The following is a 25,507-nucleotide window of genomic DNA, read 5'->3' on the forward strand; positions in this document are numbered from 1 at the left end:
TAATTATGAGATGGAAGATAAACTAGTACCAGTAACATCCGTAGCTAGCGGGATGGAGCAGATGTTTGCTTCAGACATCCATTGTCTTACGATACAGGTTGTTAATGTCTGTTTTGTTGGAAGTAAAGAAAATAACCATGATTGGGTATTAGTAGATGCCGGGATGCCAAAATCGGCAGAGCGTATAAAAGAGGCAGCCGCTGAAATTTACGGAGAGAACAGCATACCTAAAGCAATTATATTGACTCATGGACATTTTGATCACGTGGGTGCAGTAGAAGAGCTTGTGCAGGAGTGGGACGTACCCGTGTATGCTCATGAGTTGGAAATGCCATATTTAAGCGGAGAAAAAGACTATCCTGAACCTGATACTAGTGTAGAAGGCGGTTTGGTGGCTAAAATGTCCCGTATGTTTCCGAATGAAGGAATTGATTTAGGAGAACACGTTCAGTCTTTACCAGAAGACAATACAGTTCCTTACATGGAAGGGTGGCAGTGGGTGCATACACCTGGACATACTGAGGGGCACGTATCGCTATTTAGAGAAGAGGATGGAGCGCTGTTAGCTGGTGATGCTTTTATTACTGTTAAGCAAGAAGACTTAGTTAAAGTCCTTACTCAAAAGCAAGAAATCAGTGGTCCTCCACGGTATTTAACTACAGATTGGGATCAAGCGTGGAAGTCTGTGCACAGACTGAGATCCCTTAATCCTAAGCTTGCAGTAACTGGCCATGGTTTCCCAATGACCGGTGAGAATTTAAAAAGTAATTTAGAGAAACTGGATAATGAATTCGAACAAATAGCAATTCCCGATCATGGCAGGTTTGTAAACAGAAAGGAATAATACAAAAGATCCCTCACTTATAAAATGAGGGATCTTTTGCATTTATTTTATATGCTTTCTCTGAAACTCTGCAATAGAACCGTATTCTTCTTCCAGTAAACGAGACAATCTAATATAAATAGGAAGGAGTTCACGGTAAACACCTGATGTCTCGGGTACGGGCTCATGGGTATGCGTATGACCGATCATTTCTGAAACAATACTGAAATCTTCAATTTCACCAGTTGCATACATTCCGAGCACGATGGCACCCAGGCAGGAGCTTTCGTAGCTCTCAGGAACAACTACAGGCTTATCAAAAATATCAGTCATCATCTGACGCCACACTTCTGAACGGGCAAATCCACCTGTGGCCTGAATTCGTTGAGGCTCGCCAGTCAGCTCCTCAAGGGCAAGAAGGACAGTGTATAGATTATAAATTATTCCTTCAAGCACGGCTCTCACCATATGCTGCTTTTCATGATGAATGCTAAGTCCGAAGAAGGAGCCGCGTGCACTGGAGTTCCATAATGGTGCTCTTTCTCCTGTAAGAAATGGATGGAATACTAAACCGTCAGAACCGGCCGGAACGTTAGTGGCTATTTTGGTTAACACATCATACGGATCGATTCCAAGACGTTTTGCAGTTTCCACTTCGGCTGCAGCGAATTCATCACGCAGCCAGCGTAATACCATCCCGCCATTGTTGACAGGTCCGCCAATAACCCAGTGATCCTCAGTTAAGGCATAACAGAAAATCCGTCCTTTAGGGTCAGTTTTTGGTTCATTGGTTACACTACGTATCGCTCCGCTTGTCCCGATCGTGACCGCAATCACCCCTGGATCAATTGCATTCACACCAAGGTTAGAAAGAACGCCGTCACTGGCGCCCACAATAAAAGGTGTCTGTTTATTAATCCCTAAGTAGGGTTGATATTCTTCTTTTATTCCTTTAATGGAGTAAGTAGTTGGAACAATGTCGGATAGTTGGTCTGAACTGATTCCAGCTACTTCGAGCGCTCCTGCATCCCAATTAAGTTCATTTAAATTAAATAAACCGGTGGCTGAAGCAATGGAGTGGTCTATGATATATTCACCAAATAACTTATGAAAAACATATTCTTTAATGGATATGAATTTCTTTGCTTTTGCAAATATTTCGGGCTTTTCTTCCTTCATCCAAACAAGTTTTGATAAAGGCGACATTGCATGGATAGGAGTACCTGTTCGTAAATAAATTTCGTGACCATTTTGTTCTTCTTTTATTCTTTTGGCATATTCTGCGCTTCTTGTATCAGCCCATGTAATACTGTTTGTCAATAGTTCATCGTTTTCACCTACGGCAATTAAACTATGCATGGCAGAACTGAATGAAACGAAAGAAAGCTCTTCTTCTTTCAATTCAGATTTCCGGACCGTTTCCCGGATGGTACCGAGGACAGCCTCTAAGATCTCAGATGGGTTTTGTTCAGCTACAAGCTGGTTAGGGGTATGTAGAGGGTAATTAATGGTGTGCTGATTAATCACTTCCCCCTGTTTGTTAAATAGGACAGACTTTGTACTGGTTGTCCCAATATCTACCCCTAGATAGAAAGATTGTGTAGTCATCGCTGTTCCTCCTATATGTTTACTGCTATTCATGAAAAAGGGACAGACTCAGAGGCCATCCCTTTTCATATCTTACTCTATTTTACGATATAAATAAGCTTATGACGAATACGACTGCAAAACCAACGAAACCGATGATCGTTTCCATAACTGTCCATGACTTTAACGTGTCTTTAACGTCCAGGCCGAAGTAACGGTTAACCAGCCAGAATCCGGAGTCGTTGACGTGCGAGAATACCGTAGCGCCTGCGGCAATGGAAATAACAACTAAACCAAGGACCGGACCTTCTAAACCAAGTGTTTCAATGAGCGGCGAGACAAGACCCGCGGCAGATACCATAGCAACGGTAGCTGATCCCTGTGCCAGGCGGACAGCTGTTGAAATAACAAAGGCCAGCAGCACTGGAGGTAGAGCAGAATCAATCATAATTTCACCAAGAACGTCACCAACACCAGAGTCAATTAAGACTTGCTTGAAGACGCCGCCGGCACCTGTTACTAAGATGATAATACCAGCAGGTTCAAGCGCTTTAGTAGCTATCCCCTGAACTTCATCACGCGTATATCCACGTTTCGTCCCTAAGAAAGTAAAGGTAAGGAGTGTAGCTATTGTTAAAGCGACAAACGGGTGACCAAGGAAGGTTGCGATACTGCGGAATAAATTCCCTTCCTCAAGAAGTAATTCCGAAATTGTATTCACCAGGATTAACACTAATGGAATAAAGATCAATGAGGCGATCAAACCAAATCCGGGAAGTTCTTTGTCATACTCTTTTTGTTTTTCGTCTTCACTGATCTCCATATATTCCGGCACGCCGACGTTTATCTTAGAAGCAATATAGCGGCCGAAAACAGGTCCTGCTAGAATCATAGATGGAATACCAGCTAATACACCAAACAGAATGACCCATCCTAGATCAGCACCGACTAAATCAGCTACTGCGATCGGACCAGGAGTGGGAGGGATGAAGCTGTGGGTGACAGCTAAGCCGGCTAGTAGTGGAATCCCATAGTATAAAATAGACTTTCCTGCTTTTTTGGCTAATCCATAAACAATTGGAACTAAAATAATGAAACCGACATCAAAGAATACAGGAATAGCAACGAGGAAGCCTGTGATACCAAGGGCCCATTGAGCTTTATCTTCCCCGAATTTAGCAATTAACGTTTGGGCAAGCCGTTCAGCTCCTCCTGAAACTTCAAGCAACTTACCAAACATAGCCCCTAAGCCTACTACAACAGCGACAAAGCCGAGTGTGCCGCCCATACCGCTTTCCATAGATTCAATGACTTCACCTAAAGGCATTCCTGCTGCAATTCCGACAACTAAACTGACGAGCAAAAGGGCTACAAAGGCATGGAGCTTCGTTCGAATAACTAAGAATAATAGTAGAAAGATTCCCGCCATAGCTATAAATATTAATGATATATCTGACATATAAATTCCTCCTTTTAAATCTAATTAACCGCTTTCACATTAAGCATTATAGAGCTAAGATTCTTTATTGTTTCACGACACCGTGTCCGCCAAATTCATTTCTAAGTGCTGAAACTACTTTACCTGAAAACGTATCTTCCTCCTGAGAGCGGTAACGCATCATTAAAGATAGAGCAATAATCGGGGCGGAAGTCTGGAGCTCGAGTGCAGTTTCGACAGTCCATTTTCCTTCACCGGATGAGTTCATGACTCCTTTAAGTTCGTCAAGGTTTTCGTCTTTTGAGAAAGCTTGTTCCATTAACTCCATGAGCCATGATCGAATCACGGACCCGTGGTTCCAAACTTTTGCCACTTTTTCATAATCGAAATCAAATTCACTTTTATGGAGAATATCAAATCCTTCTCCAATGGCTTGCATCATTCCGTATTCAATACCGTTATGGACCATTTTCAAGAAATGTCCGCTGCCAGGTTTCCCTGTATATAGGTATCCGTTCTCAGTGCAAACGTCTTCAAAAATGGGTTCAATATGTTTGAATTTGTCCGGATGTCCTCCAATCATTGTGCAGGCCCCATTGCGTGCCCCGTCAGTACCTCCGCTTGTCCCACAGTCAAAGAAGTAAATCCCCTTGTCTTTTAGGAACTCAGCACGCTTGAGCGTGTCTTTATAATTTGAGTTTCCTCCATCGATGATCATGTCCCCAGAGTCTAAAAGCTCAGAAAGGGTTTTCAAAACTTTTTCTGTAATTTCCCCTGCAGGTACCATTACCCATACTACCCTTGGAGAAGGAATTTCCGCTACCAGCTGTTCCAGTGAGCTTCTGTAGAAAAATTTTTCATGTTTGACTTTGTCTTGGATGGTTAAGTCCGTATCATAACCAACCACTTCATGATCGTGGTCGAGTAAATTTAACGTTAAGTTCAGGCCCATTTTGCCTAACCCTACCATACCTATTTTCATGTGAAGACCTCCTTTTAATGAAAAGAATATTTTTTCATCTACGAGCGATTATATCAAAAATTTTTTCATAAGCAAGACATTAAAAAAATATTTTTTTCTTTTATAATGGAACCATGAACCAATAGGAGGGGATCAGAAGATGGATAATGAGACACAGCATGGGCTGGCACGAATAAGAAGCAATTATTCAAAGTTTAGTGATAAAGAGAAGTTAATTGCGGACTACATCCTTGAACATCCAGAAATGATCATACACTATACAATTAACCAGGTAGCGGATGAATTGGAAGTGGCAGAATCTACAGTTTTCAGGTTTTGTAAACGGATAGGATTTAAGGGGTATCAGGCATTGAAGATCGCTTTAGCAGCAGAAATCGTGACTCCAATAAAAGATATTCACGAAGAAATTAATGATGGAGACAGTATGGCTACCGTTTCTGAAAAAGTTTTTCATTCTAACAGCAAAACCCTTGAAAGTACACTGCAAATTCTAGATGGACAGGCAATCGAACAGGCAGTTAGAACTTTGCTTGCTGCCAGAAAGATTGAATTATATGGCTGCGGCGGTTCCGCTGTGGTAGCGCTGGATGGATATCATAAGTTTATCCGTTCCGGCTTGTCTGTTTCTACACAGATCGACTCCCATATGCAGCTTATGTCGGCCTCGCAATTGGAAAATCAAGATGCTGCCGTCATCATTTCACATTCTGGTACGACTAAAGATTCTCTCGACGTGCTGAGGGTACTGAAAGAAAAGGATGTAAAAATTATTGCAGTTACAAATTTTGCGAAGTCCCCGCTGACCAAAGAGGCAGATATTTCGTTATACACGGTTTCAGAAGAAACAGATTTTCGATCTGAAGCTTTTTCTTCAAGAATTGCTCAGCTAAGCATAATGGACGCTTTATACACCAATATTATGATCGCAATGCAGGATAAGGGCAAACGTTCCTTAGAGAGAATGAGGGAAGCTATGTCGCTGAAAAGGCTGTGAAAAAAGCGGGGTCAGTATGGCCCCGCTTTTACATATGTGCTTTTAGATCTTTATTTATTTCCTGACTGATTTCCGTAGAATCGGTGTTCCCGCATATATCAGCCCACTCATCGCTCACATATTTTGCCTGTTCTAAATGCTTAATCCCTTTTTTCATATAGGATTTGTAACCTGTAGTTAACTCTGCAATTTCTTCAGCAAATCTTTCATCCGTACCGGCTGCTACAGTTTCTGCATATAAATCAATAACAATATCCCCTTTGCGTTCAGGAAAATATTCGTGAGGAGCCGTACTGTCAAAAACACAGAAACCTAAATCGCGGACAACTACCATATCAATACTTTCAGGATCAAATCCACAATGATAGATTTCCACACTATGGCCGTTCTGCTCAGCTTCACTGGCCACTTTTCTTAAAAATGTTGATTTACCTGTACCTGCGCGTCCTTTAATAAAATACCGGCGTTGAAGATCTTCTGTTAAGTTAGGGATATAATCGATGACTCCCTCAGGGGTGGAAGAGCCTAAGAAACGATGTTTTGTCAGTCTTGAGGGTGCAGGGCTGATGCTCGGTATCTCGAGATGTTTGATGAAATCGGAGGTCAGTTCATCTGCTTTGGCAAAATTCATATTCGTAATATAGATCATCTCAAGGTCATCGTGAATATCAAGTCCTGTTTTAAATGCACTGTGAGCCTGGTGCCAGGCTTCTTTAATTTGACGCTTATAAACCTCTCTTTTTGGTTTAAGATTTTGCTCCACAGGAGTAGTGATCAAACGCTCTGACGCTCTGCCAAAACTGCGGGCATGATGATGACCGGCATACACTCCGATTTTTAATTCCGGAAGGATCAGTCCATCTAGCGCTTTAGCGTTGGAAGAACTATGAATCATTTCTAACTTAAATCCTTTATCTCTCCATTCTTCAGCAGCTTTCATAAGCGGATCTTCATCCGTGGTAAATTCCTCTCTTTTCCATCTCACTACATGGTTTAGGCTCTGGAAATTAGATGCATAAAATGGATAAAAACCTTTAGCTGTGTGGTTACCTGCAAAATAATGAATTTCTTTTCCTTTCATATTCTCACGCCCTTTAATTTTATAATATGTTTTAAAAAGAAGCAGGTGATAGCCCAATTTTTTATTATTGGAGGAATGAATAAGTTTATTTTTGTGAAATGTGGGAAAAAACAAGGTGGTATCCACATAAAAAAATCGTAGTTCGCGAATGTAATATCTTACACAATACAAACTAACTAGCTGAAGCAGGTGAGAGAATGGACAAACAACAGCCGATTTTTTTCCTAATGAACTCAATTGACCTGGTAAGAGGGGGCCTGACTAAGGCTTCTTTAAAGCAGGCTTCCACGTTTGCAGAAATGGGATTTGAAGTATTCATGGTAACTTTTAACTTCAACCTGAATTATCCTAAAATTAGAAAAGAATTAATTGAAATGGGGAAAATTCATCCTAAAGTTACGATATTAAATCACTACGAAGCTCTCGATGGCAATATGAAGCTGTCACCGAGCAGAAAGACTCTTAAAAAGAAGACACTTAAAGAGTTAGCTGATGGCGGAACGATTGATAAACGCAACGGAAAAAACGCCTATCGTATTTATCAAAACGGCGTATATACCAAATATATTGATTACGGTCAAAATGACCATCTGAATTTTATTGATTATTTTAATGAAAACAGGTACCGGACAAAGAGGGAAGACTATGATCCTAAAGGAAATCTGAAACGTGTTGTTTTTATGGATTATAATAAGAACAAGCCGAGGCAGAGAGTTTATTACAATCAGAAAGGGGAAGCTTATTTATCTGAGTGGATTGATCCAAAAAGCGAGTCGGTTTTAAGAATTAATCAATTTAACCCGAAAAAAAATGAAATCGTAAAAATTTATCGGGAGGGGAGCACTCAGTTTAAAGTGGACTGGCTGACTAGCATTTTGTCTCAATATAAGGACCCTGTTGTAATATCCGACACGCGCAGTACAGACGAAGTACTCGCAGGAATTCCTGATAAACTTGCAGTTAAAATCTGGCGTCTGCACAGCAGTCACGTTCACTATCCATTCGACGAAAACGGAGAAATTGCTTCAAAGGTAAAAGCAGGAATTGAAAACCTGGACAGGTATGATGGGGCTTTTGTTTTAACGGAACAGCAAAGGCAGGATTTAATACAACGTTTCGGCAGGAAGGAATTTTTCCATACCATTCCTCATTTTCATGAGTACAAAGAAAAGGGCACTGTGAAGAAGCTTCTTTCAACTAATAAAAGAGATCCTAAATTAGCAGTAGTCGTAAGCCGGTTATCCACATTAAAGCGAATTGATCACATCATTAAAGCTTTTAAAAAAGTAGTGAACGAAATTCCTGACGCCAGGCTTGAAGTGTGGGGGACAGGGACCGAAGAAGAGAAGCTCAAAAGTCTGATCAGGGACAATAACCTTGAGGAAAACGTAAAGATTAAAGGGTACACTCATAATCCAGATGAAGTATATAAGCGCGGTTTGTTTTCAGTTCTTACTTCAAAAAGTGAAGGGTTTGCGTTGTCTGTTCTTGAAAGCACAGCAAATGAGACTCCAGTGATCAGCTATGATGTAAGGTACGGACCGAATGACCTCATCCAGCACAATAAAACAGGAAAACTCGTAGAGGATAAGAACCTTGATGCTTTAGCTGAAGGTATGATCGAGTTTTTCCGTAATCCTGAAGAGACAAAAGAAATGGGCATTCGAGGAGCTGAATTTATAAGCAATGAATACAGTAAGGAATCATATAAGAAGAAGTTTCTCTCCTCAATTGCAAAAGTAGAAGAATATAAAAAGAATACCAGGGATTAAAAAAAGGTCAGCCTCAGATAGTGAGTGCTGACCTTTTTAGTTACTTGTCTAAGTGAGGGAGTTTTGATTTTAAGTAATTCATGCTGATTTCTAAGCTTTCAAAAGCTGTTTTACGACTAACGTCCTGTTCGACAATCCACCACTTAATCTGTGCTTCTTCACCTAGCGCTAATACCGCATCAACATCTACTCCCCCTGTTCCTAACTCTGCGAAAAACTGTTCATCATCTTTCGTCATATCTTTAAGATGGAGAAGAGGGGTTCTTCCTTCGTAACGTTTCAGCCATTCCACCGGGTCTTCTCCGGCTTTTTTCAACCAGTAAATATCCAATTCCGTATTCAGTTCCTGAGGGCTTGTCTCAGCAAAAATTGTTTCAAGAGCGGTTTGGCCGTTCGACAATTTCTCTAGTTCAAAATCGTGATTATGATAGCAAAGTTTTATTCCTTCTAAACTGCACATTTCCCCTGCCTTTTTTAAAATGGTAATCAATTCATAGTAATCTTTTTCGTTTTTCGGTTCGAAATAAGGGCAGACGATGTACTTGCTTCCGAGTGTTTTCTGTACTTCAATCATTTGATTTAGATTATTTTTAATTTGTTCAAGAGGAATGTGGCTGGAGACAGCTTTTAGACCAAGTTCATCTAATAGTTTCTTCATATCGCCGGGGGTGTAATCCCCAAGTCCGGCAAACTCAACTCCTTCAAAGCCTAAGTCGGCTACCTTTCTCAGAGTGCCTTCGAAGTCTTTTTCTGTTTCTTCCCGCAAAGTATACAATTGAACGGCCACTGGTATTGTTTTCAAAAATCTCCCTCATTTCTATTAATGTATTCTACTAAATCTTACAAAAATGATTTCAAAAAACCAAATTTTCTGCAAAATCCATAAAAAATTTTAACTTTCTTATAAGAGTTTTTGTGAAAACGTTTGCCATAAGAATGTTGCTACAATCGCATTCAAAGAGCGATGGTTAAATATGGATAGTTTTTTCTTAATTTTTTTCTGAAAATTCATGTTGTCTTTCTGAAATGACCGTGATATAGTTTAGACAATGAAAGTGTGCAAACGTATTCACGAAAACGCAATCATTATTCCAATAAGCGGTTGTTAAGCGTATTCATGGTTTTGTGCGAAATTACCTTATAGGTAATGCAAACGAGTGCACCTAACCTTGCAAAGAAGCAATTCAATCTTTTTTTACGTGAATAGTGGAAGCGCATTCATTGCCTGAAAAAATTCAAGGGAGTGTGTTACATGCAGAAGAAAAAGTTTTATACAGGGATGGCCTCGGTGTTATTAGCTTCAACAGTTTTAGCGGGGTGTTCTTTCTCTTCGGGAGGTTCAGAATCTGGTAGTGATGAAGGATCTGAAGAACAAGTAACAGTAGATGTTTTTCAATTTAAAGTAGAGTTTAAGGATCAGTTTGAAGAATTAGTAGATATGTATGAAGAGGAAAACCCGGATGTAAATATTAATGTAAAAACTGTTGGCGGCGGGAATGATTATGGACAAGCTCTGAAGACAGCCTTCTCATCCGGAGAAGACCCGGATATCTTTAACGTAGGCGGACCTGCTGATGTGGATGAATATGAAGATTATCTTACGGATCTGTCAGATACAGAAGCAGCGGGTGCGGCTCTGGAAGGAACGCTTTCAGCTGTAGACCGTGACGGTGAAATATTAGGCCTTCCATTCAACCAGGAAGGTTATGGACTTCTTTACAATAAAGAAGTATTCGAAGAAGCAGGTATTGATGCTGAATCTATTGAGTCTATGGATGATTTAGAAGAAGCTGTTCAAACGCTGGACGAGCAGAAGGGTGATTTAGGGATTGAAGCACCGTTTGCCTTGCCAGCTAAAGAACAGTGGGTTCTTGGTAACCACTTAGCCAATACATTCTTAGCCACTGAATTTGATAATAACTTATCAACAGCTTATGAAGCCGATACCGTAGAATTTGAACAAGGAGACCAAATGCAGCGCTTCTTAGATCTACAGGCTGATTATTCTGTAGGACCAGTATTAAGTCTCGATTACTCTCAACAGGTAGAAGAGCACTTCTCTCTTGGTAACGTAGCTATGATCCAGCAAGGGAACTGGGTTTATAATACGATCGAATCTATGGATCCGGAATTTGCGGAAAATAACGTAGGACTTCTTCCTATTCCAGTTGAAGGACAGGAAGGCAAACTGCCTGTAGGAGTATCCAACAACTGGGCAGTAAACAGCGAATCAGATGAAGAAGTTATTGAAGCAAGTAAAGACTTCTTAGACTGGATGTATATGTCTGACGAAGGCAAAAAGTTTGTAACTGAAGAATTTAAGTTTATTCCAGCTTATGAAGGATACGAAGACGAAAATATTGCTGACCCTATTTCTCAAGAAGTTTATGAATATGCCACTGCCGAAGAAACACTCGGATGGGTATTTATGGGAGCACCTACTTCCTGGACTGAAGATCACTTAGGTTCTGCAATGCAGGAATACCTTGGCGGTGATATCGAGTGGGAAGAAGTAGAAGAAAAAGCACGTAAAGGCTGGGAAGACGCCAGACAATAATATTTTAAGAAAAATGAATCAGCAGGAGCATGGTTTCATGCTCCTGAATGGTTCAACAATTGAATATCTTTTCTATTAGGGTGTTTAGAAGAATAGCCAGCCTAATAGATGAGATATTCCTCTTTCATCACATTATGAAATCGATTTCACAAAAACATTAACTATTCTATCAAAGTTAATGGAAACCGCATTGGAGGACAGTCGAGATGAGTAATAAGAGTCTTGCCTTTTGGTTATTTCTTACACCAGTTATATTAGGATTAGGTGTTGTGGTGGTGATTCCTTTCATTTACGGATTTATCTATTCGTTTACAGATTGGAATGGAATTGCAGCAAGTGAGTTTTTAGGTTTTCAAAACTACATTAACCTTTTTCAAGAAAGCGAGTTTATGAATTCAATCTGGTTTACGACCAAATTCGCGTTCGTAGCAGTAATTTTATTGAATGTCTTTGGCCTTGGATTGGCTTTAATTGTGACGAGAAACTTGAAATCTAGTAATCTTCTAAGAACGATATTTTTTATGCCAAACCTCATTGGCGGTCTTATTCTGGGATTCATCTGGCAGTTTATTTTTATTAGTGTATTTGGAGACATTGGAGATTTAACAGGGATTGAAGGCTTGAATGGGTGGCTTTCTACAGCAAATACTGGATTCTGGGGGCTAGTTATACTTACGGCCTGGCAAATGGCAGGGTATATTATGATCATTTATATTGCCTATCTGGAAAACATTCCGAAAGACTTAATTGAAGCTGCAAAAATTGACGGTGCAAATGGGTTTCAGCGTTTTAAAAACATAACCTTTCCACTTGTTGCCCCGGCATTTACGATAAGTATGTTTCTAACTTTGTCCATGTCTTTTAAGATCTATGATCAGAACCTTTCATTAACAAATGGTGGACCGGCTAACCAGACGCAAATGGTAGCTATGGAAATCGTAAACACAGCATTTTCTGATAACGATATGGCGTATGCCCAGGCGAAGGCTGTTATTTTCTTCTTGATTGTATCCGTTGTGGCATTAACTCAAGTTTATTACAACAAGAAGCGGGAGGTTGAGATGTAATGAAAAAGAACAATGAAAAGAGAAATTTATTCTCAATCGAAGTGCTGGGTATTGTACTAGGCTTATTATGGATTGCCCCTTTCTATTTGATGATCGTGAACGCATTTAAAACAAAGCGTGATATTTTCACCGGGGTTCTTGGATTACCGGAAGAGTGGATAACAGAGAACTTTGTGGAAGCGTTCATTGACCTGGAGTTTCTTAAGTCGTTGTTTAATTCTACAATGATCACAGTTTTAAGTGTCGGGATAATTATCATTTTCTCTTCTATGGCTGGTTATGCACTTGCACGTAATAAGAGTAAGCTGAGCGGAACGTTGTTCTTTATATTCGTGGCAGCTATGCTTATTCCCTTTCAGTCCGTGATGATACCTCTAGTTGCTTTGTTTGGTCAGGCCGATATGTTGAACGCAGGCGGGTTGATCTTTATGTATTTAGGGTTTGGATGCAGCTTGTCTATTTTCCTTTATCACGGCGCCATGACGGGTGTTTCTAAGTCAATGGATGAAGCAGCCATTATTGATGGAGCCAACCGTTTGCAATTGTTCTGGTATATCGTCTTTCCATTATTAAAACCAATTTCAGTGACGGTTGGAATATTAAATGTAATCTGGATTTGGAATGACTACTTGCTTCCTTCTTTAGTTTTAAGTGAATCAAATGCTACCATACCGTTGAAGATGTTCTTTTTCTTTGGACAATATACGAAGCAGTGGCATCTTGCCCTGGCTGGTCTGACAATTGCTATTATTCCAGTAATCATTGGCTACTTCTTCGCTCAGAAACAAATCATTGCAGGGGTTTCTGAGGGCGCAGTGAAATAATTAGCTTTAAGGAGTGGATGAACATGTCTGTCACAATTAAAGATGTTGCCAAGCGAGCAAATGTGGCACCATCCACTGTCTCCCGTGTAATATCTGACAGTCCGCGAATTAGTGAGGATACTAAAAGAAAAGTTCGAAAGATAATGGAAGAAATGGGCTATCACTTAAATATTAATGGCCGCGTTCTGGTACGCCAATCCACTCAAACCATTGGGATTGTCATGAAAGACTCAGCCACCCACTCATTTGAAAACCCGTTCTTCTCAGAGATTCTTAAAGGGATAAGTGAATCCTGCCACAATAGAGACTATAGCTTGAATCTCACTACAGGCGAATCAGAAGAATCAATTTTTCAAGATGTAGTAAAGATGGTTCAAGGAAAACGTGTAGATGGGATTATCGTGCTTTATTCAAAAGAAGACGACAAAGTGGTTCCTTATTTGATGGATCATAACTTTCCCTTCGTTGTGGTAGGTAAACCTTTATATGGAGCCAACAAGTTCATGTATGTGGACAATGATAATATCGAGGCAAGCCGTGAAGCTACGAACTATTTAATCGATCAAGGACATAGAGATCTTGGTTTTATCGGTGGTGATTTGAAATTCGAAGTAACGAGAGATCGTTTAAAAGGGTTTAAACAGGCTGCAAAGCAACACGGAATTGAAGTGAAGGATCATTCGATCAGAAGTATCGATCTCAGTGATACTGTCCGAAACGGTAAAATGATTGTGAAGGATTTAATGAGCTTAAGTGCTCCACCGACAGGGCTGGTTATAACCGATGACTATAATGGGTTAACCGTCATGTCAGCACTGCAGGAACAAAATATAAAAGTGCCTGATGACGTCAGTATAATAGGATTTAATAATACGATGATTGCTAAATTATCAAATCCTCCTTTGACGACTATAGATACAAACCCTTATCAATTAGGCTATGAAGCTTCGAATGGTTTAATTGACATCCTTCATGAGCCTGAAATGATAAAAAGAGGGGTAATCATCCCTACTAATATAATTGAAAGGGACTCTTGTCTTTCTATAAAACCAGTTATGGAAAAACTAGAACCTTAAATATGATGTAAAGGAGTTAGTGTTAATGAACATTACAGTTTGGAATGAATTCCGCCATGAAAAAGAGAACCAAGTAGTAGCTGACATCTATCCGGAAGGAATTCACGGTGCAATTGCAGAATTTCTTGAAGGAGAAGAGCATGTAGTACGCACAGCTACTCTGGATGAAGAGGAACATGGACTTACCGATGAAGTACTTAACGATACAGATGTTTTAGTCTGGTGGGGTCATAAAGCTCATGAAGAAGTCTCAGAGGAAGTTGCTGAAAAAGTGAAACAACGTGTTCTGGATGGTATGGGCCTTGTTGTTTTACACTCTGCTCATTTTTCTAAAGTGTTTAAGAAGTTAATGGGGACTACATGCGATTTGAAATGGCGTGAAGCCGACGACAAAGAACGTATCTGGGTAGTAGACCCGACTCATCCAATTACAGAAGGGCTTGGAGAGTACATTGATATCGAAAAAGAAGAAATGTACGGAGAGCACTTTGATATTCCTGCCCCGGATGAACTAATTTTTGTAAGCTGGTTTGAAGGAGGAGAAGTTTTCAGAAGTGGGGCGACATTTAAGCGTGGCCGTGGAAAGATCTTCTACTTCCGTCCGGGACATGAAACCTACCCTACGTATTATCACGAAGATGTCCAGAAAGTAATTCAAAACGGTGTTAAATGGGTACACAATGAAGGAACTCCTAAGAACGTCTACGGTAATGCCCAGCCATTAGAAAAAATTTCTGAGAAATAATTAATAGTAGAAGGAGGAATTGACCATGTCAAAACTTAAAGTTGCAGTGATCGGGTGTGGAAGCATCGCACAGAACCGCCATTTATTAGAATATGAAGCTAATGAGGAAGTGGACATCACCGCAGTTTGCGATATTGTAGAGGAAAGAGCTATGGTGACGGCTGAAGCCTTTGGAGCGAAATCCTACACAGATTATGAAGAGCTGTTAAATAAAGAAGAAGTTGATGCTGTAAGCGTATGCCTGCCAAACTATCTTCACGCGCCCGTTTCAATTGCTGCATTAAATGCTGGAGCAAATGTGCTGTGTGAAAAGCCAATGGCTACATCAAGAGAAGAAGCAGAACAAATGATTGAAGCGGCTGAGCAAAATGGAAAAAAATTAATGATCGCCCACAACCAGCGATTTGTTTCATCTCATGAAAGAGCACGCAAGCTGATTGCTGAAGGAGAAATAGGCAAAGTGTACAGTTTCCGTACAACGTTTGGACATGGTGGGCCTGAAGGCTGGAGTGCAGACGGAAAAGACAGCTGGTTTTTTAAGAAAGAAGAAGCCTTTATAGGAGCAATGGGAGATCTTGGGGTACATAAGGCGGACCTTCTTCGCCATATCCTTGGGGAAGAGTTTGTTGATGTTGCTGGTTTCGTTGAAAACAATGCGAAATCGGGAATTTCTGTTGATGATAACGCTGTTTGTATTCTTCGTACAGAACACGGTGTAGTCGGTACGTTAACTGCCAGCTGGGCGTACAATTCTGCCGAAGATAACTCCACTGTTATCTACGGAGAAAAAGGGACGCTACGTCTGGAGGATGATCCAGATTACTCTTTAGTTGCCCAATATACTAACGGCGAAGTGGTTAAATATGAACTTGGGCAAATCCAGTCCAACGAAGAAGGCGGTCAATCAAATACAGGAGTAATCGACCACTTTGTTGAATGTATAGTGAAGGATCAGAAACCGTTAATTGATGGCGAAGAGGGGAAACGATCCTTAGAAGTTATTCTTGCAGCCCTGGAATCAGGAGAAACACGGAAAATTACAAAGTTAGAGAAGTGATTGTTTTATGAGTAAATTAAGAATGGGGATTATTGGAGCTGGAGGAATTGCGCAGGAACGTCATATACCAGCCTACGTGGGAATGGCAGACGATGTCGAGTTAACAGCTGTTCAGGACGTTAATGCGGAACGTGCCCGGTTGGTTGCTGAAACCTTTGATATTCCACTTGCATTTGAAGAATATGAACCACTATTTAAAGAAGTCGACGCTGTTACCATTTGTACACCAAACAAATTTCATTCTGAAATCGCAATAGCAGCACTTGAAGCAGGGGTCCACGTTTTATGCGAGAAACCGATGGCCATTACCACCCAGGAATGTGAAGCGATGATAACAGCAGCTGAAAAAAACGACCGGCTGTTATCTATTGCGTATCACTTTCGCCATATGCCGGAAGCTAAACTGGCGAAAGAAACGATTCTGCAGGGAGAGATTGGTGATCCTCTCGTCACAAGAGTACAAGCAATGAGACGACGCAAAGTACCAGGCTGGGGAGTTTTTACGAACAAAGATCTGCAGGGCGGAGGAAGCTTAATAGATTTTGGCTGCCACCTGCTTGACCTTGCTCTCTGGCTCCTCGATGATCCAGTACCTGTTGAGGTCATCGGGAAAACATATGATCGATTAAGTAAGACACCAGGTCAGGTGAATGACTGGGGTGCCTTTGACCATGAAACATTCAACGTTGATGATCACGTGACTAGTTACATTACTTTCGAAAATGGTTTGTCAATGCAATTCGAATGCTCATGGGCCGCTAATATTAAAGAGGACTACACGGCTTTGAGTATTTCGGGAGTAGACGGGGGTATGGATGTTTACCCGTTTCAACTTTATCAAACCAAACATGGAGCTGTTTGGAATAGTCAGCCGGCCATTCCTAAAGAAAGTTTGAGTGAAGGATTTGTTCAGGCAAAAAACTTTGTAGACAGCTGCCGCGGTGAAGCCGAACTTGTCGTTAAGCCGGAACAAGCGCTGAAAGTTACGAAATTGATAGAAGCTATATATAAGAGCAGTGAAATCGGCTCGAGCGTAAAAATATCTAATTAAGAACGGAGGAATAACTAATGAAACTAGGTGTATTTACCGTATTATTTTCTGATTTGTCCTTTGAGGATATGCTTGATAAAGCTAAAAACTCTGGTTTAAAGGCTGTAGAAATTGGAACAGGCGGTTATCCAGGGAACGCTCACTGCAATGTTGATGAATTACTGGAAAGTGAAGAAAAACGTTCAGAGTACTTAGAAAAGGTGCAATCACGTGGTTTAACGATCAGTGCTTTCAGCTGTCATGGGAATCCGATTTCCCCAGATCAGAATTTTGCCCAGGAGTCTCATGAAGCTTTTGTGAAAACCGTGAAGTTAGCCAATCTGCTTGATGTTCCCATAGTCAATACGTTTTCGGGTACTCCTGGAGGAGCAGAAGGTGATAAGTCACCTAACTGGCCGGTAACACCGTGGCCCGCTGAGTATTCAGATATCCTTGAATGGCAGTGGAATGAGAAACTTATTCCATACTGGAAAGAACAAGGAAAATTTGCGGAAGAGCATAATGTGAAAATTGGTCTCGAACTTCATGCTGGCTTTTTAGTGCATACTCCGCATACTATGCTGAAACTTAGAGAGGCTACCAGTCCAGCTGTTGGAGCCAACCTTGACCCAAGTCACTTATGGTGGCAGGGAATTGACCCGGTGGCTGCTATTAAGATCCTGGGGAACGCTGATGCGATTCACCACTTCCATGCAAAAGACACATACATCGATCAGGAAAACGTAAATATGTACGGTTTAACAGATATGCAGCCGTATGGGGAAGTGAAAACTAGAGCGTGGAGTTTCCGTTCAGTTGGGTATGGACACGGGATTCAGGAATGGTCTAATATTGTAAGTGCTCTTCGAACTTATGGGTATGACCACGTTATAAGTATCGAGCATGAAGATCCGATTATGTCTATTAGTGAAGGCTTTAATCAAGCCGTTAAGAATTTAAAAGCAGTAAATATAGAAGAACCGCCAGCTGATATGTGGTGGGCATAGAATAAGAAAAAGGAGGGACCAACATGGCAGATAGATCAGGGTTTATGGGCGGTATGTATGCCGTAAGTGAATGGATTAGCAGGTTTACGATAGGAAATTTGCTATGGGCCTTGTTTAATTTGCCGGTTGGTCTGCTTCTTTTGAGTTTATTAAATTTACAAGGCATTGAACTCGCGTTTTATATATTAGCCCCGTTAGCCATTATCATTCCATTTGTCTTTTTCCCTTCAACAACTGCTCTTTTTGCTAAGGCCAGGGAATGGGTAAGAAAAGATGAAAAGGAATTAGCTGAAAAATCCTTTCTTCAGTATTATATAGAAAATTATAGGAACAGCTTGTTTGGCGGCATAATTTTTGTTGTATTCTGGATCGTACTTTCAGCAGATGTTTATTATTTTTCGACTCGGAATACTTTATTAATGAATGCTTTTCTTATTATGGGTATTCTGCTCTTTGTTTGGACAATTAACTTTTTCTCAGTTATTGTGCACTATGAACTGAATCTAAAAAAAGTAATGAAACAGTCATTTCTTATTACGGTAGGCAGTCCTTTATTGTTTTTAACCATTGTGATTAGTTCAGCGATTATATTATATATCAGTCTATATATCTTTCCTTTACTCATTCCAATCGTGACAGGATCATTAATGGCCTTTTTATCTTTCTCCGCGTTTTACAGACTCCATTTAAAAATTGCAAATAAAACCTAAGAAACCTTCTTCACGTATTGATGAAGGTTTTTTGTTATATTTGAGAAAAAGGGGGACGCATGGTTATGAATCCATATGAACAGCGCCAGCGATTTAGATATCAGAAAGAAAATGGGACAACTTCTGGCATGTGTGATAATTACCTGCAAGCGAATATGATTGTTCTGCCGGAAGAATATGCTTTTGAATTTCTATTATTTTGTCTTAGGAATCCCAAGTCTTGTCCTATTGTAGATGTATTGGAGCCGGGAGTTACCAAGCCGAAAATAGCTGATGCAGATATCCGTACAGACCTTCCCAGATATAGGATATTTCGTCACGGAAGATATGAGGAGGAGGTCCAGGACATTCAATCCGTTTGGAGGGATGATTTTGTCAGCTTTTTAATTGGATGCAGCTTTACGTTTGAGAAAGCTTTGCTTGAGGAAGGAATGAACTTACTACATCAGGATCAGAAAAAGGTCGTGCCGATGTATAAAACAAATATTCCGTGTGAGAAGGCTGGTCGGTTTAATGGAACTATGGTCGTAAGTATGAGGGCTTTAAAACCGGAGGAAGTAAAGCAAGCCGTCCAAGTTACTGAACGGTTTCAAACTTCTCATGGAGGCCCTATCCATATTGGTAGTCCTGAAGAAATTGGCATTAACAATCTATCAAAGCCTGATTACGGCCAGGCAATAGACTTTAATTCCAAAGAACGTATTCCTGTGTTTTGGGGCTGCGGAGTCACCCCTCAAAACGTATGTTTAAACGCCAAGGCTGATATTATGATTTCTCATGCTCCAGGGCATATGCTCATTACCGATAAATTAGAAGAGAAGCAGTAAAGGAAATCTATAGGAGTTGATGAAATGAAACAGCAAGTTACTCCCTATTTAACATTTCACGGAAACGCATCAGAAGCTATCCAATTTTACAGGGATGTTTTTGGCGGGGAAATTACAGATATTCAAACATTTGGAGAAGCTGATTACGAGACGCCTCCAGAAATGAATGATCGTATCATGCATGCCCGTCTGCAGAATGGACCGCTGCTTGTTATGTTTTCTGACAGCTTTACTGGCTCAGTGGGGAATGAAGCAAGTCAAATTTCTTTAGCAGTAGAGTTAGAAACTAATGAAGAAATACACGAAATGTACAATAAACTAAAGCAGGAAGGTACTGTGAAAATGGAGCTGCAGGATACGTTCTGGGGAGCCACGTTCGCGAAAGTGACCGATAAATTTGGTATAACATGGGATTTGAATTTACAAAAATAGCTTTAAAAGATAAGAAAGTACCGACTCTGCTGCAGTTCAGTAAATGAGGAAAACCACCTAAAACCAGTCTACATACTGGTTTTTTTCTTTTTTTTCTGGGTACCGGGTACACATTTCCACCATCTCTGTACCGGGTACAAATTCCAGCTTCTATGGTACCAGGTACCGTAATCTTATAACGGGGAATTAATAGGAAATCGTACTATTGTGGTGTATTCATTAGGAAGTAGGTAGTTTTATTACGACTGAGGGTAATAATCGCTGTATTTGCTCTTTTTCAACACAATTCAGAATATTTACATTATTATTAATATTTGAGATAATATAAAATGACTATAAAAAGGGGGAGAAGGTTTATGAAGGGAAGTAAGTTGGGTTGGGTTTTAACAAGCTTACTGTTGTCAGTTTTGCTGGTTGGCTGCGGCACTTCTGACTCAGAATCATCAGGAGAAGGTGAATCAGAAGGCGATACATATACCGTAGCCACTGATAATAACTTTGTTCCTTTTGAATTTTTGGACGAGGATTCTGGAGAAATGGAAGGGTTTGATATGGACTTAATCCGTGCAATTGCTGATGAAGCAGGATTTGAAGTGAATATCGAAGCTATGAAATTCGATGGTGTTGTTACAGGAATGCAGTCTGCCAAGTATGATATAGGAATTGCCGGCATGACGATTACTGAAGAACGCAAGGAAACCATTGACTTTTCTGATCCGTATTATGATGCAGGCTTAATTTTGGCTGTGCAAGAGAGCAACACGGAGATTGAATCTGAGGACGATTTAGCAGGCAAAACTGTAGCAACTCGTTCAGGTACTACAAGTGAATCTTACCTGCAAGACAACCATCCGGATGCAGAAGTCGAAACTTTTCCGGGTATCGTTGAAGCATATATGGACCTCCAGGCAGGTCGTGTAGATGCAGTTATGTACGATGTGCCTAATGTTCAGTACTATGTAGCTAACGATGCTGAAGGGGAACTTAAAACAGTCGGAGATGTGCTGCAGGGTGAAGAATATGGAATAGCATTTCCGAAAGATTCAGAGCTAGTAGATGATGTAAATGAAGCATTAGAAACATTAATTGATAATGGGACATACGACGATATTTATGAGGAATGGTTCGGAGAGCGTAAGTACGATACAGAATCCGCTGAATAAATAAAAGCGTAGCAGGGCTATGTCTTGTTGCGCTTTTCTATTTTTAATCACTATTCATACAACTAATAAAAATAGCTGCACAAGGAGCGGTAACTACATATGGATGCCTTCATGGAAACACATTACATGCGAGTCATGCCTTTTTTATTAGAAGGTCTCGTTTATACATTAATTATTACAGGAGTAGGGTTATTTTTTGGGTTTATACTGGGAGCGATTTTTGGTTTAGCTCGATTGTCTAAAAGTAAAATTATTTATGGAATTGCCACAATATATGTTGAAGTATTAAGAGGTACTCCGATACTTGCACAAATTTTATTTATTTACTTTGGACTCCCTGATGTACTTGGATTTAATATTGACAAAATAACGGCATCGATTATAGCGATTGCAGTTAATGCAGGGGCGTACATAGCTGAAATTGTACGGGGAGCAGTCTATTCAATAGACAAGGGGCAAAGCGAAGCCGGACGTTCAATCGGACTAACAAGAGGTCAAACCATGCGATACATTATATGGCCGCAGGCTTTTAAAAGAATGATCCCTCCTCTAGGTAATCAATTTGTAATTAGTTTAAAAGATACATCACTTTTTTCTGTAATTGCTGTAGGAGAACTAACATATATGGGACAACAGTATTACGGCTTAACATTTGCCGCTTTCGAAGCACTTACGATGGTCTGTCTCTTGTATTTGGCAATTACGGTTCCTGCTTCTATATATCTACGTAGAGTGGAAAGGAGACTGGATGTTTAATGATTAGTGTAAGAGACTTGCATAAATCGTTTGGGGATAACGAGGTGTTAAAAGGAATTAACCTCGACGTAAACCCTCAGGAAGTAGTATGTGTGATCGGTCCTTCCGGTTCTGGGAAAAGTACACTTCTTCGTTGCTTGAATCTATTAGAAGAAGTCACGAGTGGGGACGTTCTTATTGAGGGACAAAATTTAACGGATCCAAAAGTGAATATAAATGAAATTCGCACTAAGGTAGGAATGGTTTTTCAACATTTTAACCTTTTCCCGCATATGACTGTGCTTGAAAATATTACTTTAGGACCAAAAAAAATAAAAGGAACAAGCAAGCAGGAGGCAGAAAAAGAGGCACAGCCACTTCTTGAGAAAGTGGGACTTTCTGATAAAGCAAACGTTTATCCTGAGAGCTTGTCAGGCGGTCAGAAACAGAGGGTAGCTATCGCTCGTTCATTAGCGATGAATCCCAAAATTATGCTGTTTGATGAACCGACCTCAGCTCTAGATCCGGAGCTTGTAGGTGATGTTCTAGAAGTAATGAAGGACCTTGCAAAAGAGGGAATGACTATGGTAGTTGTGACCCACGAGATGGGCTTTGCCCGTGAAGTTGGCGATCGTGTTATTTTCATGGATGAGGGAATCATCATGGAAGAGAACACACCTGAGAAAATATTTGGAGCACCTGATAATCCAAGAACCCGTGAGTTTTTATCAAAAGTATTATAGAAAAAACCACTTTAGTGTATAAACTAAAGTGGTTTTTCAATTTTGGAGAGTTTTTTGGTACCAGGTACACAAACTCAACTCATCGGTACCAGGTACAGCTCAGCCAAAAATGTGTACCAGGTACACATTCTATTATCTTCCAACAATTTTCATACACACGTACCTTTTTTTTGTATTTTATTCTATAATAAGAAATAGATAGGTGAAGGGGTGTACCAATGCAGAAAAGAACAGAAAAACATTCTCGCAAGAAAAAGAAGAAATGGCTTTGGATCACACTATCTATTATTCTTTTAATAGGTGTGGGAGTTTCAGCTTATTTATTTACTATTTATAGTAATGTGAAATCCACCGTAGATAACGACATACATGAGGCAGTAACAGGGATTGATCATGAAGCTACAAAGAAAAAGGTTGAAAAAGAAGAACCTATTAATGTACTGCTGTTAGGAGTAGACGAACGGGAGGATGACAAAGGGCGTTCAGATACGATGATTGTCCTGACGCTTGACCCTGCTCAAGAACGTATGCAGATGGTGAGCATTCCACGGGATACACGAACTGAAATTGTCGGTCGTGATATGGATGATAAGATAAATCATGCCTACGCGTTTGGCGGAAGTGACATGTCAGTCAATACAGTAGAAAATTTCCTTGACATTGAACTTGATTATTACTTAAGGATGAACATGGAGGGGCTCGGCCAGCTGGTCGATGCAGTTGGCGGGATTACAGTGGATAATGAATTCGCGTTTGAATATGGAGGAGAAAACTTCTCTGAAGGAGAAATTGAGCTTAATGGTGAAGAGGCGCTGGCATGGGTGAGAATGAGATATGATGATCCTCAGGGAGACGCAGGGCGTAACGAGCGGCAGCGCCAAGTTATTCAAGGTGTAATAGAGCGTGGAGCAAACATAAACGCTGTGAATAAAATCGACGATATAATGGACGTGCTTGGTAATAATGTAGCCACTAATATGAAGTTTGAAGATATGCGTAACCTTGTAACTAATTATCGAGGAGCAAGAAAAGATGTATCTACTTATCAAATGACCGGAGAGGGAACGATGATTGATAACATTTACTATCTGCAGATTCCAGAATCAGAAATACAAAAAACAAACGAAATGATACAGGACTTTAGCTCCTAGTAAATGAATTATTTCCGGGGAAATAATTGTCGCTAATTGAGAAATGCTGCTCGCTTTACCTCTATATTTTCAAAAAGGAGCGAGTTTTATGTCTAATAAAAGGTTAATATCCACCCTGATTGCTTCGCTTGTGCTTACAGGTTGTATGGTTGAGAACGTTGAGAATGAACCTGAGAATGCAAGTGAAGAAAACGGAACCACTAATAATAAAAGTGGTCCACAGTTAGATGACGGGGAATGGGAATTTAGTGAGGAACTGGAAACAAAACTTATAGAGGCACTCGGTAAAGACCCTCATGAAGCAACTGAAGAAGAGCTGTATGAAGTATTAGAAGATGAATTATTAAGGCAGCAATATTTAGACGAACTCTATGAACTGCTTGATTTAAAAGTAGAGGATGGGCTGATAAGCAGAGACGAAGCAGATGCACAGAAGGAAACAATGGAATTTATCTTTGAGGAAGAGTAAGAGCCATGGCTTAAAGTTAAGTCATGGCTCTTACGTTTATTCAAATAAGGCAGGAATGCCGTCAATTAAAGTATAGACTCCCATATATGCCATCGCAATCACAACAAGGGAACCGAAGACAGTCATCCATACCGGGTGTTTGTAGCTTCCGACAATTTTCGCTTTGTGAGCTGCAACCAACATTACTCCTAAAGCTAGAGGCAGAATAAGCCCATTGACTGACCCAACTAATACTAAAATACTGACAGGCTCTCCAACAAACGCAAAGACTAAAGTAGAAATAGTAATAAAACCGATCGTCAGGTAACGGTGGTTATTTTCTAAAACAGGACTGAATGAACGAATAAAGGAAACAGAAGTGTAGGCTGCTCCAACAACTGAAGTAATAGCAGCTGCCCAAAATACAACGCCAAAAATTTTATAGCCTATATTTCCCGCAGCAAGCTGGAATACGGAGGCAGGAGGATTTCCTTCATCCAACGTGAAACCTTGAGAAATGACTCCGAGCACAGCCAGGAATAAGATAATTCTCATAATTGAGGCTACTCCAATGGCATATACTGAACTTTTTGTTACTTCTGGTAAGGCAGACTTTCCTTTTAAACCTGCATCGATCAAACGGTGACCTCCAGCAAAAGTAATGTAGCCGCCTACTGTTCCTCCAACTAAAGTTACAATTGCAAGAAAGTCAATTGTATCAGGGGCGAAAGTTTTTACAGCGGCTTCACCGACAGGGGGTTGAGCAGTGAACATAACGTATATAGTCAAAGCGATCATAACGAATCCCAGCATTTGAGTAAATCTGTCCATTAATCGACTGGCTTCTTTGTATACAAAGATTCCAATGGCTAAGGCTCCGCTCAGTACAGCTCCAAGTTGGGGCGAAATACCGAATAATACATTAGTCCCCAAACCTGCTCCTGCAATATTACCAATGTTAAATGCCAGCCCTCCAGCTACTACGAGACCCGCTAGAACATATCCAAGCCCTGGAAGCACATCATTAGCAATGTCCTGGGCACGCTTTTCACTTACAGCAATAATCCGCCAAATGTTCATCTGGGCCCCGATATCAATTATTATTGACATTAAAATAACAAAACCAAAACTGGCTAGCAGTTGTTCAGTAAAAACTGTAGTTTGTGTTAAGAAGCCAGGTCCAATAGCCGATGTTGCCATCAGAAATGCGGCACCTACGAGTATACTTCGATTTGTAGTTTTCATGTTCGACTCCTAT

General features: G+C 40.4%; 25 protein-coding genes. 19 read left to right on the forward strand and 6 right to left on the reverse strand.

Features of this window, described 5'->3' with window-relative positions; genetic code table 11:
• Positions 1 to 10: 10 nt before the first annotated feature.
• Positions 11 to 844 (forward strand): MBL fold metallo-hydrolase, encoded by an 834-nt coding sequence (locus C1A12_RS06090; RefSeq protein ID WP_101842935.1) that lies wholly within the window; start codon positions 11 to 13, stop codon positions 842 to 844.
• A 42-nt stretch (positions 845 to 886) separates the two neighbouring features.
• Here the strand turns inward: C1A12_RS06090 and gntK are convergent, their stop codons facing one another.
• The 3 genes from gntK to gnd form a co-directional block, all read right to left on the reverse strand.
• Positions 887 to 2,431, reverse strand: coding sequence for a gluconokinase (gntK, locus tag C1A12_RS06095; RefSeq protein WP_101842936.1), 1,545 nt, complete (start codon positions 2,429 to 2,431; stop codon positions 887 to 889).
• A gap of 82 nt (positions 2,432 to 2,513) precedes the next feature.
• A complete protein-coding gene (locus tag C1A12_RS06100) occupies positions 2,514 to 3,869 on the reverse strand; it encodes a gluconate:H+ symporter (protein ID WP_101842937.1) in 1,356 nt (451 codons plus the stop codon).
• A 64-nt stretch (positions 3,870 to 3,933) separates the two neighbouring features.
• Positions 3,934 to 4,830, reverse strand: a complete 897-nt coding sequence (gnd, locus tag C1A12_RS06105; RefSeq protein WP_101842938.1) for a phosphogluconate dehydrogenase (NAD(+)-dependent, decarboxylating) — start codon at positions 4,828 to 4,830, stop codon at positions 3,934 to 3,936.
• Between the two features lie 139 nt (positions 4,831 to 4,969).
• Between gnd and C1A12_RS06110 the strand changes: the two genes are divergently transcribed.
• Positions 4,970 to 5,824 carry a MurR/RpiR family transcriptional regulator gene (locus C1A12_RS06110; protein WP_101842939.1) on the forward strand — a complete coding sequence of 285 codons (855 nt, stop codon included), beginning with the start codon at positions 4,970 to 4,972 and terminating at the stop codon, positions 5,822 to 5,824.
• Between the two features lie 28 nt (positions 5,825 to 5,852).
• On the opposite strand, the gene C1A12_RS06115 is transcribed toward C1A12_RS06110, so the two are convergent.
• Entirely contained in the window at positions 5,853 to 6,905 is a 1,053-nt protein-coding gene (locus tag C1A12_RS06115; protein ID WP_145997033.1) for a hypothetical protein, read from the reverse strand.
• A 197-nt stretch (positions 6,906 to 7,102) separates the two neighbouring features.
• Between C1A12_RS06115 and C1A12_RS06120 the strand changes: the two genes are divergently transcribed.
• The gene (locus C1A12_RS06120) at positions 7,103 to 8,677 is read left to right on the forward strand and encodes a glycosyltransferase (protein ID WP_101842941.1); all 1,575 of its coding nucleotides are present in this window, start codon (positions 7,103 to 7,105) and stop codon (positions 8,675 to 8,677) included.
• A gap of 40 nt (positions 8,678 to 8,717) precedes the next feature.
• Here the strand turns inward: C1A12_RS06120 and C1A12_RS06125 are convergent, their stop codons facing one another.
• Complete coding sequence (locus C1A12_RS06125) at positions 8,718 to 9,479, reverse strand: sugar phosphate isomerase/epimerase (RefSeq protein WP_101842942.1); 762 nt, start codon at positions 9,477 to 9,479, stop codon at positions 8,718 to 8,720.
• Positions 9,480 to 9,929: 450 nt separating this feature from the next.
• On the opposite strand from C1A12_RS06125, the gene C1A12_RS06130 reads away from it, so the two are divergent.
• The 16 genes from C1A12_RS06130 to C1A12_RS06205 all read left to right on the forward strand — a co-directional run bounded on the left by C1A12_RS06130 (position 9,930) and on the right by C1A12_RS06205 (position 24,270).
• Positions 9,930 to 11,234: an ABC transporter substrate-binding protein gene (locus C1A12_RS06130; protein ID WP_101842943.1), complete on the forward strand. Its 1,305-nt coding sequence runs from the start codon at positions 9,930 to 9,932 to the stop codon at positions 11,232 to 11,234.
• Positions 11,235 to 11,440: 206 nt separating this feature from the next.
• Positions 11,441 to 12,301: a carbohydrate ABC transporter permease gene (locus C1A12_RS06135; protein ID WP_101842944.1), complete on the forward strand. Its 861-nt coding sequence runs from the start codon at positions 11,441 to 11,443 to the stop codon at positions 12,299 to 12,301.
• Positions 12,301 to 13,125 (forward strand): carbohydrate ABC transporter permease, encoded by an 825-nt coding sequence (locus C1A12_RS06140; protein ID WP_101842945.1) that lies wholly within the window; start codon positions 12,301 to 12,303, stop codon positions 13,123 to 13,125. The genes C1A12_RS06135 and C1A12_RS06140 overlap by 1 nt, the downstream gene beginning before the upstream one ends.
• Before the next feature lie 23 nt (positions 13,126 to 13,148).
• A complete protein-coding gene (locus tag C1A12_RS06145) occupies positions 13,149 to 14,201 on the forward strand; it encodes a LacI family DNA-binding transcriptional regulator (protein WP_101842946.1) in 1,053 nt (350 codons plus the stop codon).
• A 25-nt stretch (positions 14,202 to 14,226) separates the two neighbouring features.
• Positions 14,227 to 14,946, forward strand: coding sequence for a ThuA domain-containing protein (locus C1A12_RS06150; protein WP_101842947.1), 720 nt, complete (start codon positions 14,227 to 14,229; stop codon positions 14,944 to 14,946).
• Between the two features lie 25 nt (positions 14,947 to 14,971).
• Positions 14,972 to 16,003 (forward strand): Gfo/Idh/MocA family protein, encoded by a 1,032-nt coding sequence (locus C1A12_RS06155; RefSeq protein WP_101842948.1) that lies wholly within the window; start codon positions 14,972 to 14,974, stop codon positions 16,001 to 16,003.
• Positions 16,004 to 16,010: 7 nt separating this feature from the next.
• Positions 16,011 to 17,054 (forward strand): Gfo/Idh/MocA family protein, encoded by a 1,044-nt coding sequence (locus C1A12_RS06160; protein ID WP_101842949.1) that lies wholly within the window; start codon positions 16,011 to 16,013, stop codon positions 17,052 to 17,054.
• A 17-nt stretch (positions 17,055 to 17,071) separates the two neighbouring features.
• A complete protein-coding gene (locus C1A12_RS06165) occupies positions 17,072 to 18,040 on the forward strand; it encodes a sugar phosphate isomerase/epimerase (protein ID WP_101842950.1) in 969 nt (322 codons plus the stop codon).
• A gap of 23 nt (positions 18,041 to 18,063) precedes the next feature.
• On the forward strand, positions 18,064 to 18,750 hold the full coding sequence (locus tag C1A12_RS06170) for a YesL family protein (RefSeq protein WP_101842951.1): 687 nt from the start codon (positions 18,064 to 18,066) through the stop codon (positions 18,748 to 18,750).
• Between the two features lie 65 nt (positions 18,751 to 18,815).
• Positions 18,816 to 19,577 (forward strand): putative hydro-lyase, encoded by a 762-nt coding sequence (locus C1A12_RS06175; protein ID WP_200816553.1) that lies wholly within the window; start codon positions 18,816 to 18,818, stop codon positions 19,575 to 19,577.
• 24 nt (positions 19,578 to 19,601) lie between these two features.
• Complete coding sequence (locus tag C1A12_RS06180) at positions 19,602 to 20,009, forward strand: VOC family protein (protein WP_101842953.1); 408 nt, start codon at positions 19,602 to 19,604, stop codon at positions 20,007 to 20,009.
• A gap of 356 nt (positions 20,010 to 20,365) precedes the next feature.
• A complete protein-coding gene (locus C1A12_RS06185) occupies positions 20,366 to 21,172 on the forward strand; it encodes a glutamine ABC transporter substrate-binding protein (RefSeq protein WP_101842954.1) in 807 nt (268 codons plus the stop codon).
• A gap of 99 nt (positions 21,173 to 21,271) precedes the next feature.
• Entirely contained in the window at positions 21,272 to 21,928 is a 657-nt protein-coding gene (locus C1A12_RS06190; RefSeq protein ID WP_101842955.1) for an amino acid ABC transporter permease, read from the forward strand.
• Positions 21,928 to 22,650 (forward strand): amino acid ABC transporter ATP-binding protein, encoded by a 723-nt coding sequence (locus tag C1A12_RS06195; protein WP_101842956.1) that lies wholly within the window; start codon positions 21,928 to 21,930, stop codon positions 22,648 to 22,650. The genes C1A12_RS06190 and C1A12_RS06195 overlap by 1 nt, the downstream gene beginning before the upstream one ends.
• Positions 22,651 to 22,868: 218 nt before the next feature.
• On the forward strand, positions 22,869 to 23,801 hold the full coding sequence (locus tag C1A12_RS06200; protein ID WP_101842957.1) for an LCP family protein: 933 nt from the start codon (positions 22,869 to 22,871) through the stop codon (positions 23,799 to 23,801).
• An 88-nt stretch (positions 23,802 to 23,889) separates the two neighbouring features.
• Entirely contained in the window at positions 23,890 to 24,270 is a 381-nt protein-coding gene (locus tag C1A12_RS06205; protein ID WP_101842958.1) for a hypothetical protein, read from the forward strand.
• A gap of 36 nt (positions 24,271 to 24,306) precedes the next feature.
• Here C1A12_RS06205 and C1A12_RS06210 read toward each other — a convergent pair whose 3' ends face one another.
• Positions 24,307 to 25,494 carry an NRAMP family divalent metal transporter gene (locus C1A12_RS06210; RefSeq protein ID WP_101842959.1) on the reverse strand — a complete coding sequence of 396 codons (1,188 nt, stop codon included), beginning with the start codon at positions 25,492 to 25,494 and terminating at the stop codon, positions 24,307 to 24,309.
• Positions 25,495 to 25,507: the final 13 nt, after the last annotated feature.

It is taken from the genome of Halobacillus sp. Marseille-P3879, from assembly GCF_900240285.1.
Taxonomy (GTDB): Bacteria; Bacillota; Bacilli; order Bacillales; family Halobacillaceae; genus Halobacillus_A.

What these genes read in the sequence shown, in the direction of transcription:
- C1A12_RS06160 (WP_101842949.1), top strand. Translation starts at nt 16,011, where the DNA reads ATGAGTAAATTAAGAATGGGGATTATTGGAGCTGGAGGAATTGCGCAG.
- C1A12_RS06185 (WP_101842954.1), top strand. Translation starts at nt 20,366, where the DNA reads ATGAAGGGAAGTAAGTTGGGTTGGGTTTTAACAAGCTTACTGTTGTCA.
- C1A12_RS06190 (WP_101842955.1), top strand. Translation starts at nt 21,272, where the DNA reads ATGGATGCCTTCATGGAAACACATTACATGCGAGTCATGCCTTTTTTA.
- C1A12_RS06195 (WP_101842956.1), top strand. Translation starts at nt 21,928, where the DNA reads ATGATTAGTGTAAGAGACTTGCATAAATCGTTTGGGGATAACGAGGTG.
- C1A12_RS06115 (WP_145997033.1), bottom strand. Translation starts at nt 6,905, where the DNA reads ATGAAAGGAAAAGAAATTCATTATTTTGCAGGTAACCACACAGCTAAA.
- C1A12_RS06205 (WP_101842958.1), top strand. Translation starts at nt 23,890, where the DNA reads ATGTCTAATAAAAGGTTAATATCCACCCTGATTGCTTCGCTTGTGCTT.
- C1A12_RS06210 (WP_101842959.1), bottom strand. Translation starts at nt 25,494, where the DNA reads ATGAAAACTACAAATCGAAGTATACTCGTAGGTGCCGCATTTCTGATG.
- C1A12_RS06140 (WP_101842945.1), top strand. Translation starts at nt 12,301, where the DNA reads ATGAAAAAGAACAATGAAAAGAGAAATTTATTCTCAATCGAAGTGCTG.
- C1A12_RS06200 (WP_101842957.1), top strand. Translation starts at nt 22,869, where the DNA reads ATGCAGAAAAGAACAGAAAAACATTCTCGCAAGAAAAAGAAGAAATGG.
- C1A12_RS06100 (WP_101842937.1), bottom strand. Translation starts at nt 3,869, where the DNA reads ATGTCAGATATATCATTAATATTTATAGCTATGGCGGGAATCTTTCTA.
- C1A12_RS06180 (WP_101842953.1), top strand. Translation starts at nt 19,602, where the DNA reads ATGAAACAGCAAGTTACTCCCTATTTAACATTTCACGGAAACGCATCA.
- C1A12_RS06135 (WP_101842944.1), top strand. Translation starts at nt 11,441, where the DNA reads ATGAGTAATAAGAGTCTTGCCTTTTGGTTATTTCTTACACCAGTTATA.
- C1A12_RS06130 (WP_101842943.1), top strand. Translation starts at nt 9,930, where the DNA reads ATGCAGAAGAAAAAGTTTTATACAGGGATGGCCTCGGTGTTATTAGCT.
- gntK (WP_101842936.1), bottom strand. Translation starts at nt 2,431, where the DNA reads ATGACTACACAATCTTTCTATCTAGGGGTAGATATTGGGACAACCAGT.
- C1A12_RS06110 (WP_101842939.1), top strand. Translation starts at nt 4,970, where the DNA reads ATGGATAATGAGACACAGCATGGGCTGGCACGAATAAGAAGCAATTAT.
- C1A12_RS06120 (WP_101842941.1), top strand. Translation starts at nt 7,103, where the DNA reads ATGGACAAACAACAGCCGATTTTTTTCCTAATGAACTCAATTGACCTG.
- C1A12_RS06090 (WP_101842935.1), top strand. Translation starts at nt 11, where the DNA reads ATGGAAGATAAACTAGTACCAGTAACATCCGTAGCTAGCGGGATGGAG.
- C1A12_RS06150 (WP_101842947.1), top strand. Translation starts at nt 14,227, where the DNA reads ATGAACATTACAGTTTGGAATGAATTCCGCCATGAAAAAGAGAACCAA.
- gnd (WP_101842938.1), bottom strand. Translation starts at nt 4,830, where the DNA reads ATGAAAATAGGTATGGTAGGGTTAGGCAAAATGGGCCTGAACTTAACG.
- C1A12_RS06165 (WP_101842950.1), top strand. Translation starts at nt 17,072, where the DNA reads ATGAAACTAGGTGTATTTACCGTATTATTTTCTGATTTGTCCTTTGAG.
- C1A12_RS06155 (WP_101842948.1), top strand. Translation starts at nt 14,972, where the DNA reads ATGTCAAAACTTAAAGTTGCAGTGATCGGGTGTGGAAGCATCGCACAG.
- C1A12_RS06175 (WP_200816553.1), top strand. Translation starts at nt 18,816, where the DNA reads ATGAATCCATATGAACAGCGCCAGCGATTTAGATATCAGAAAGAAAAT.
- C1A12_RS06145 (WP_101842946.1), top strand. Translation starts at nt 13,149, where the DNA reads ATGTCTGTCACAATTAAAGATGTTGCCAAGCGAGCAAATGTGGCACCA.
- C1A12_RS06170 (WP_101842951.1), top strand. Translation starts at nt 18,064, where the DNA reads ATGGCAGATAGATCAGGGTTTATGGGCGGTATGTATGCCGTAAGTGAA.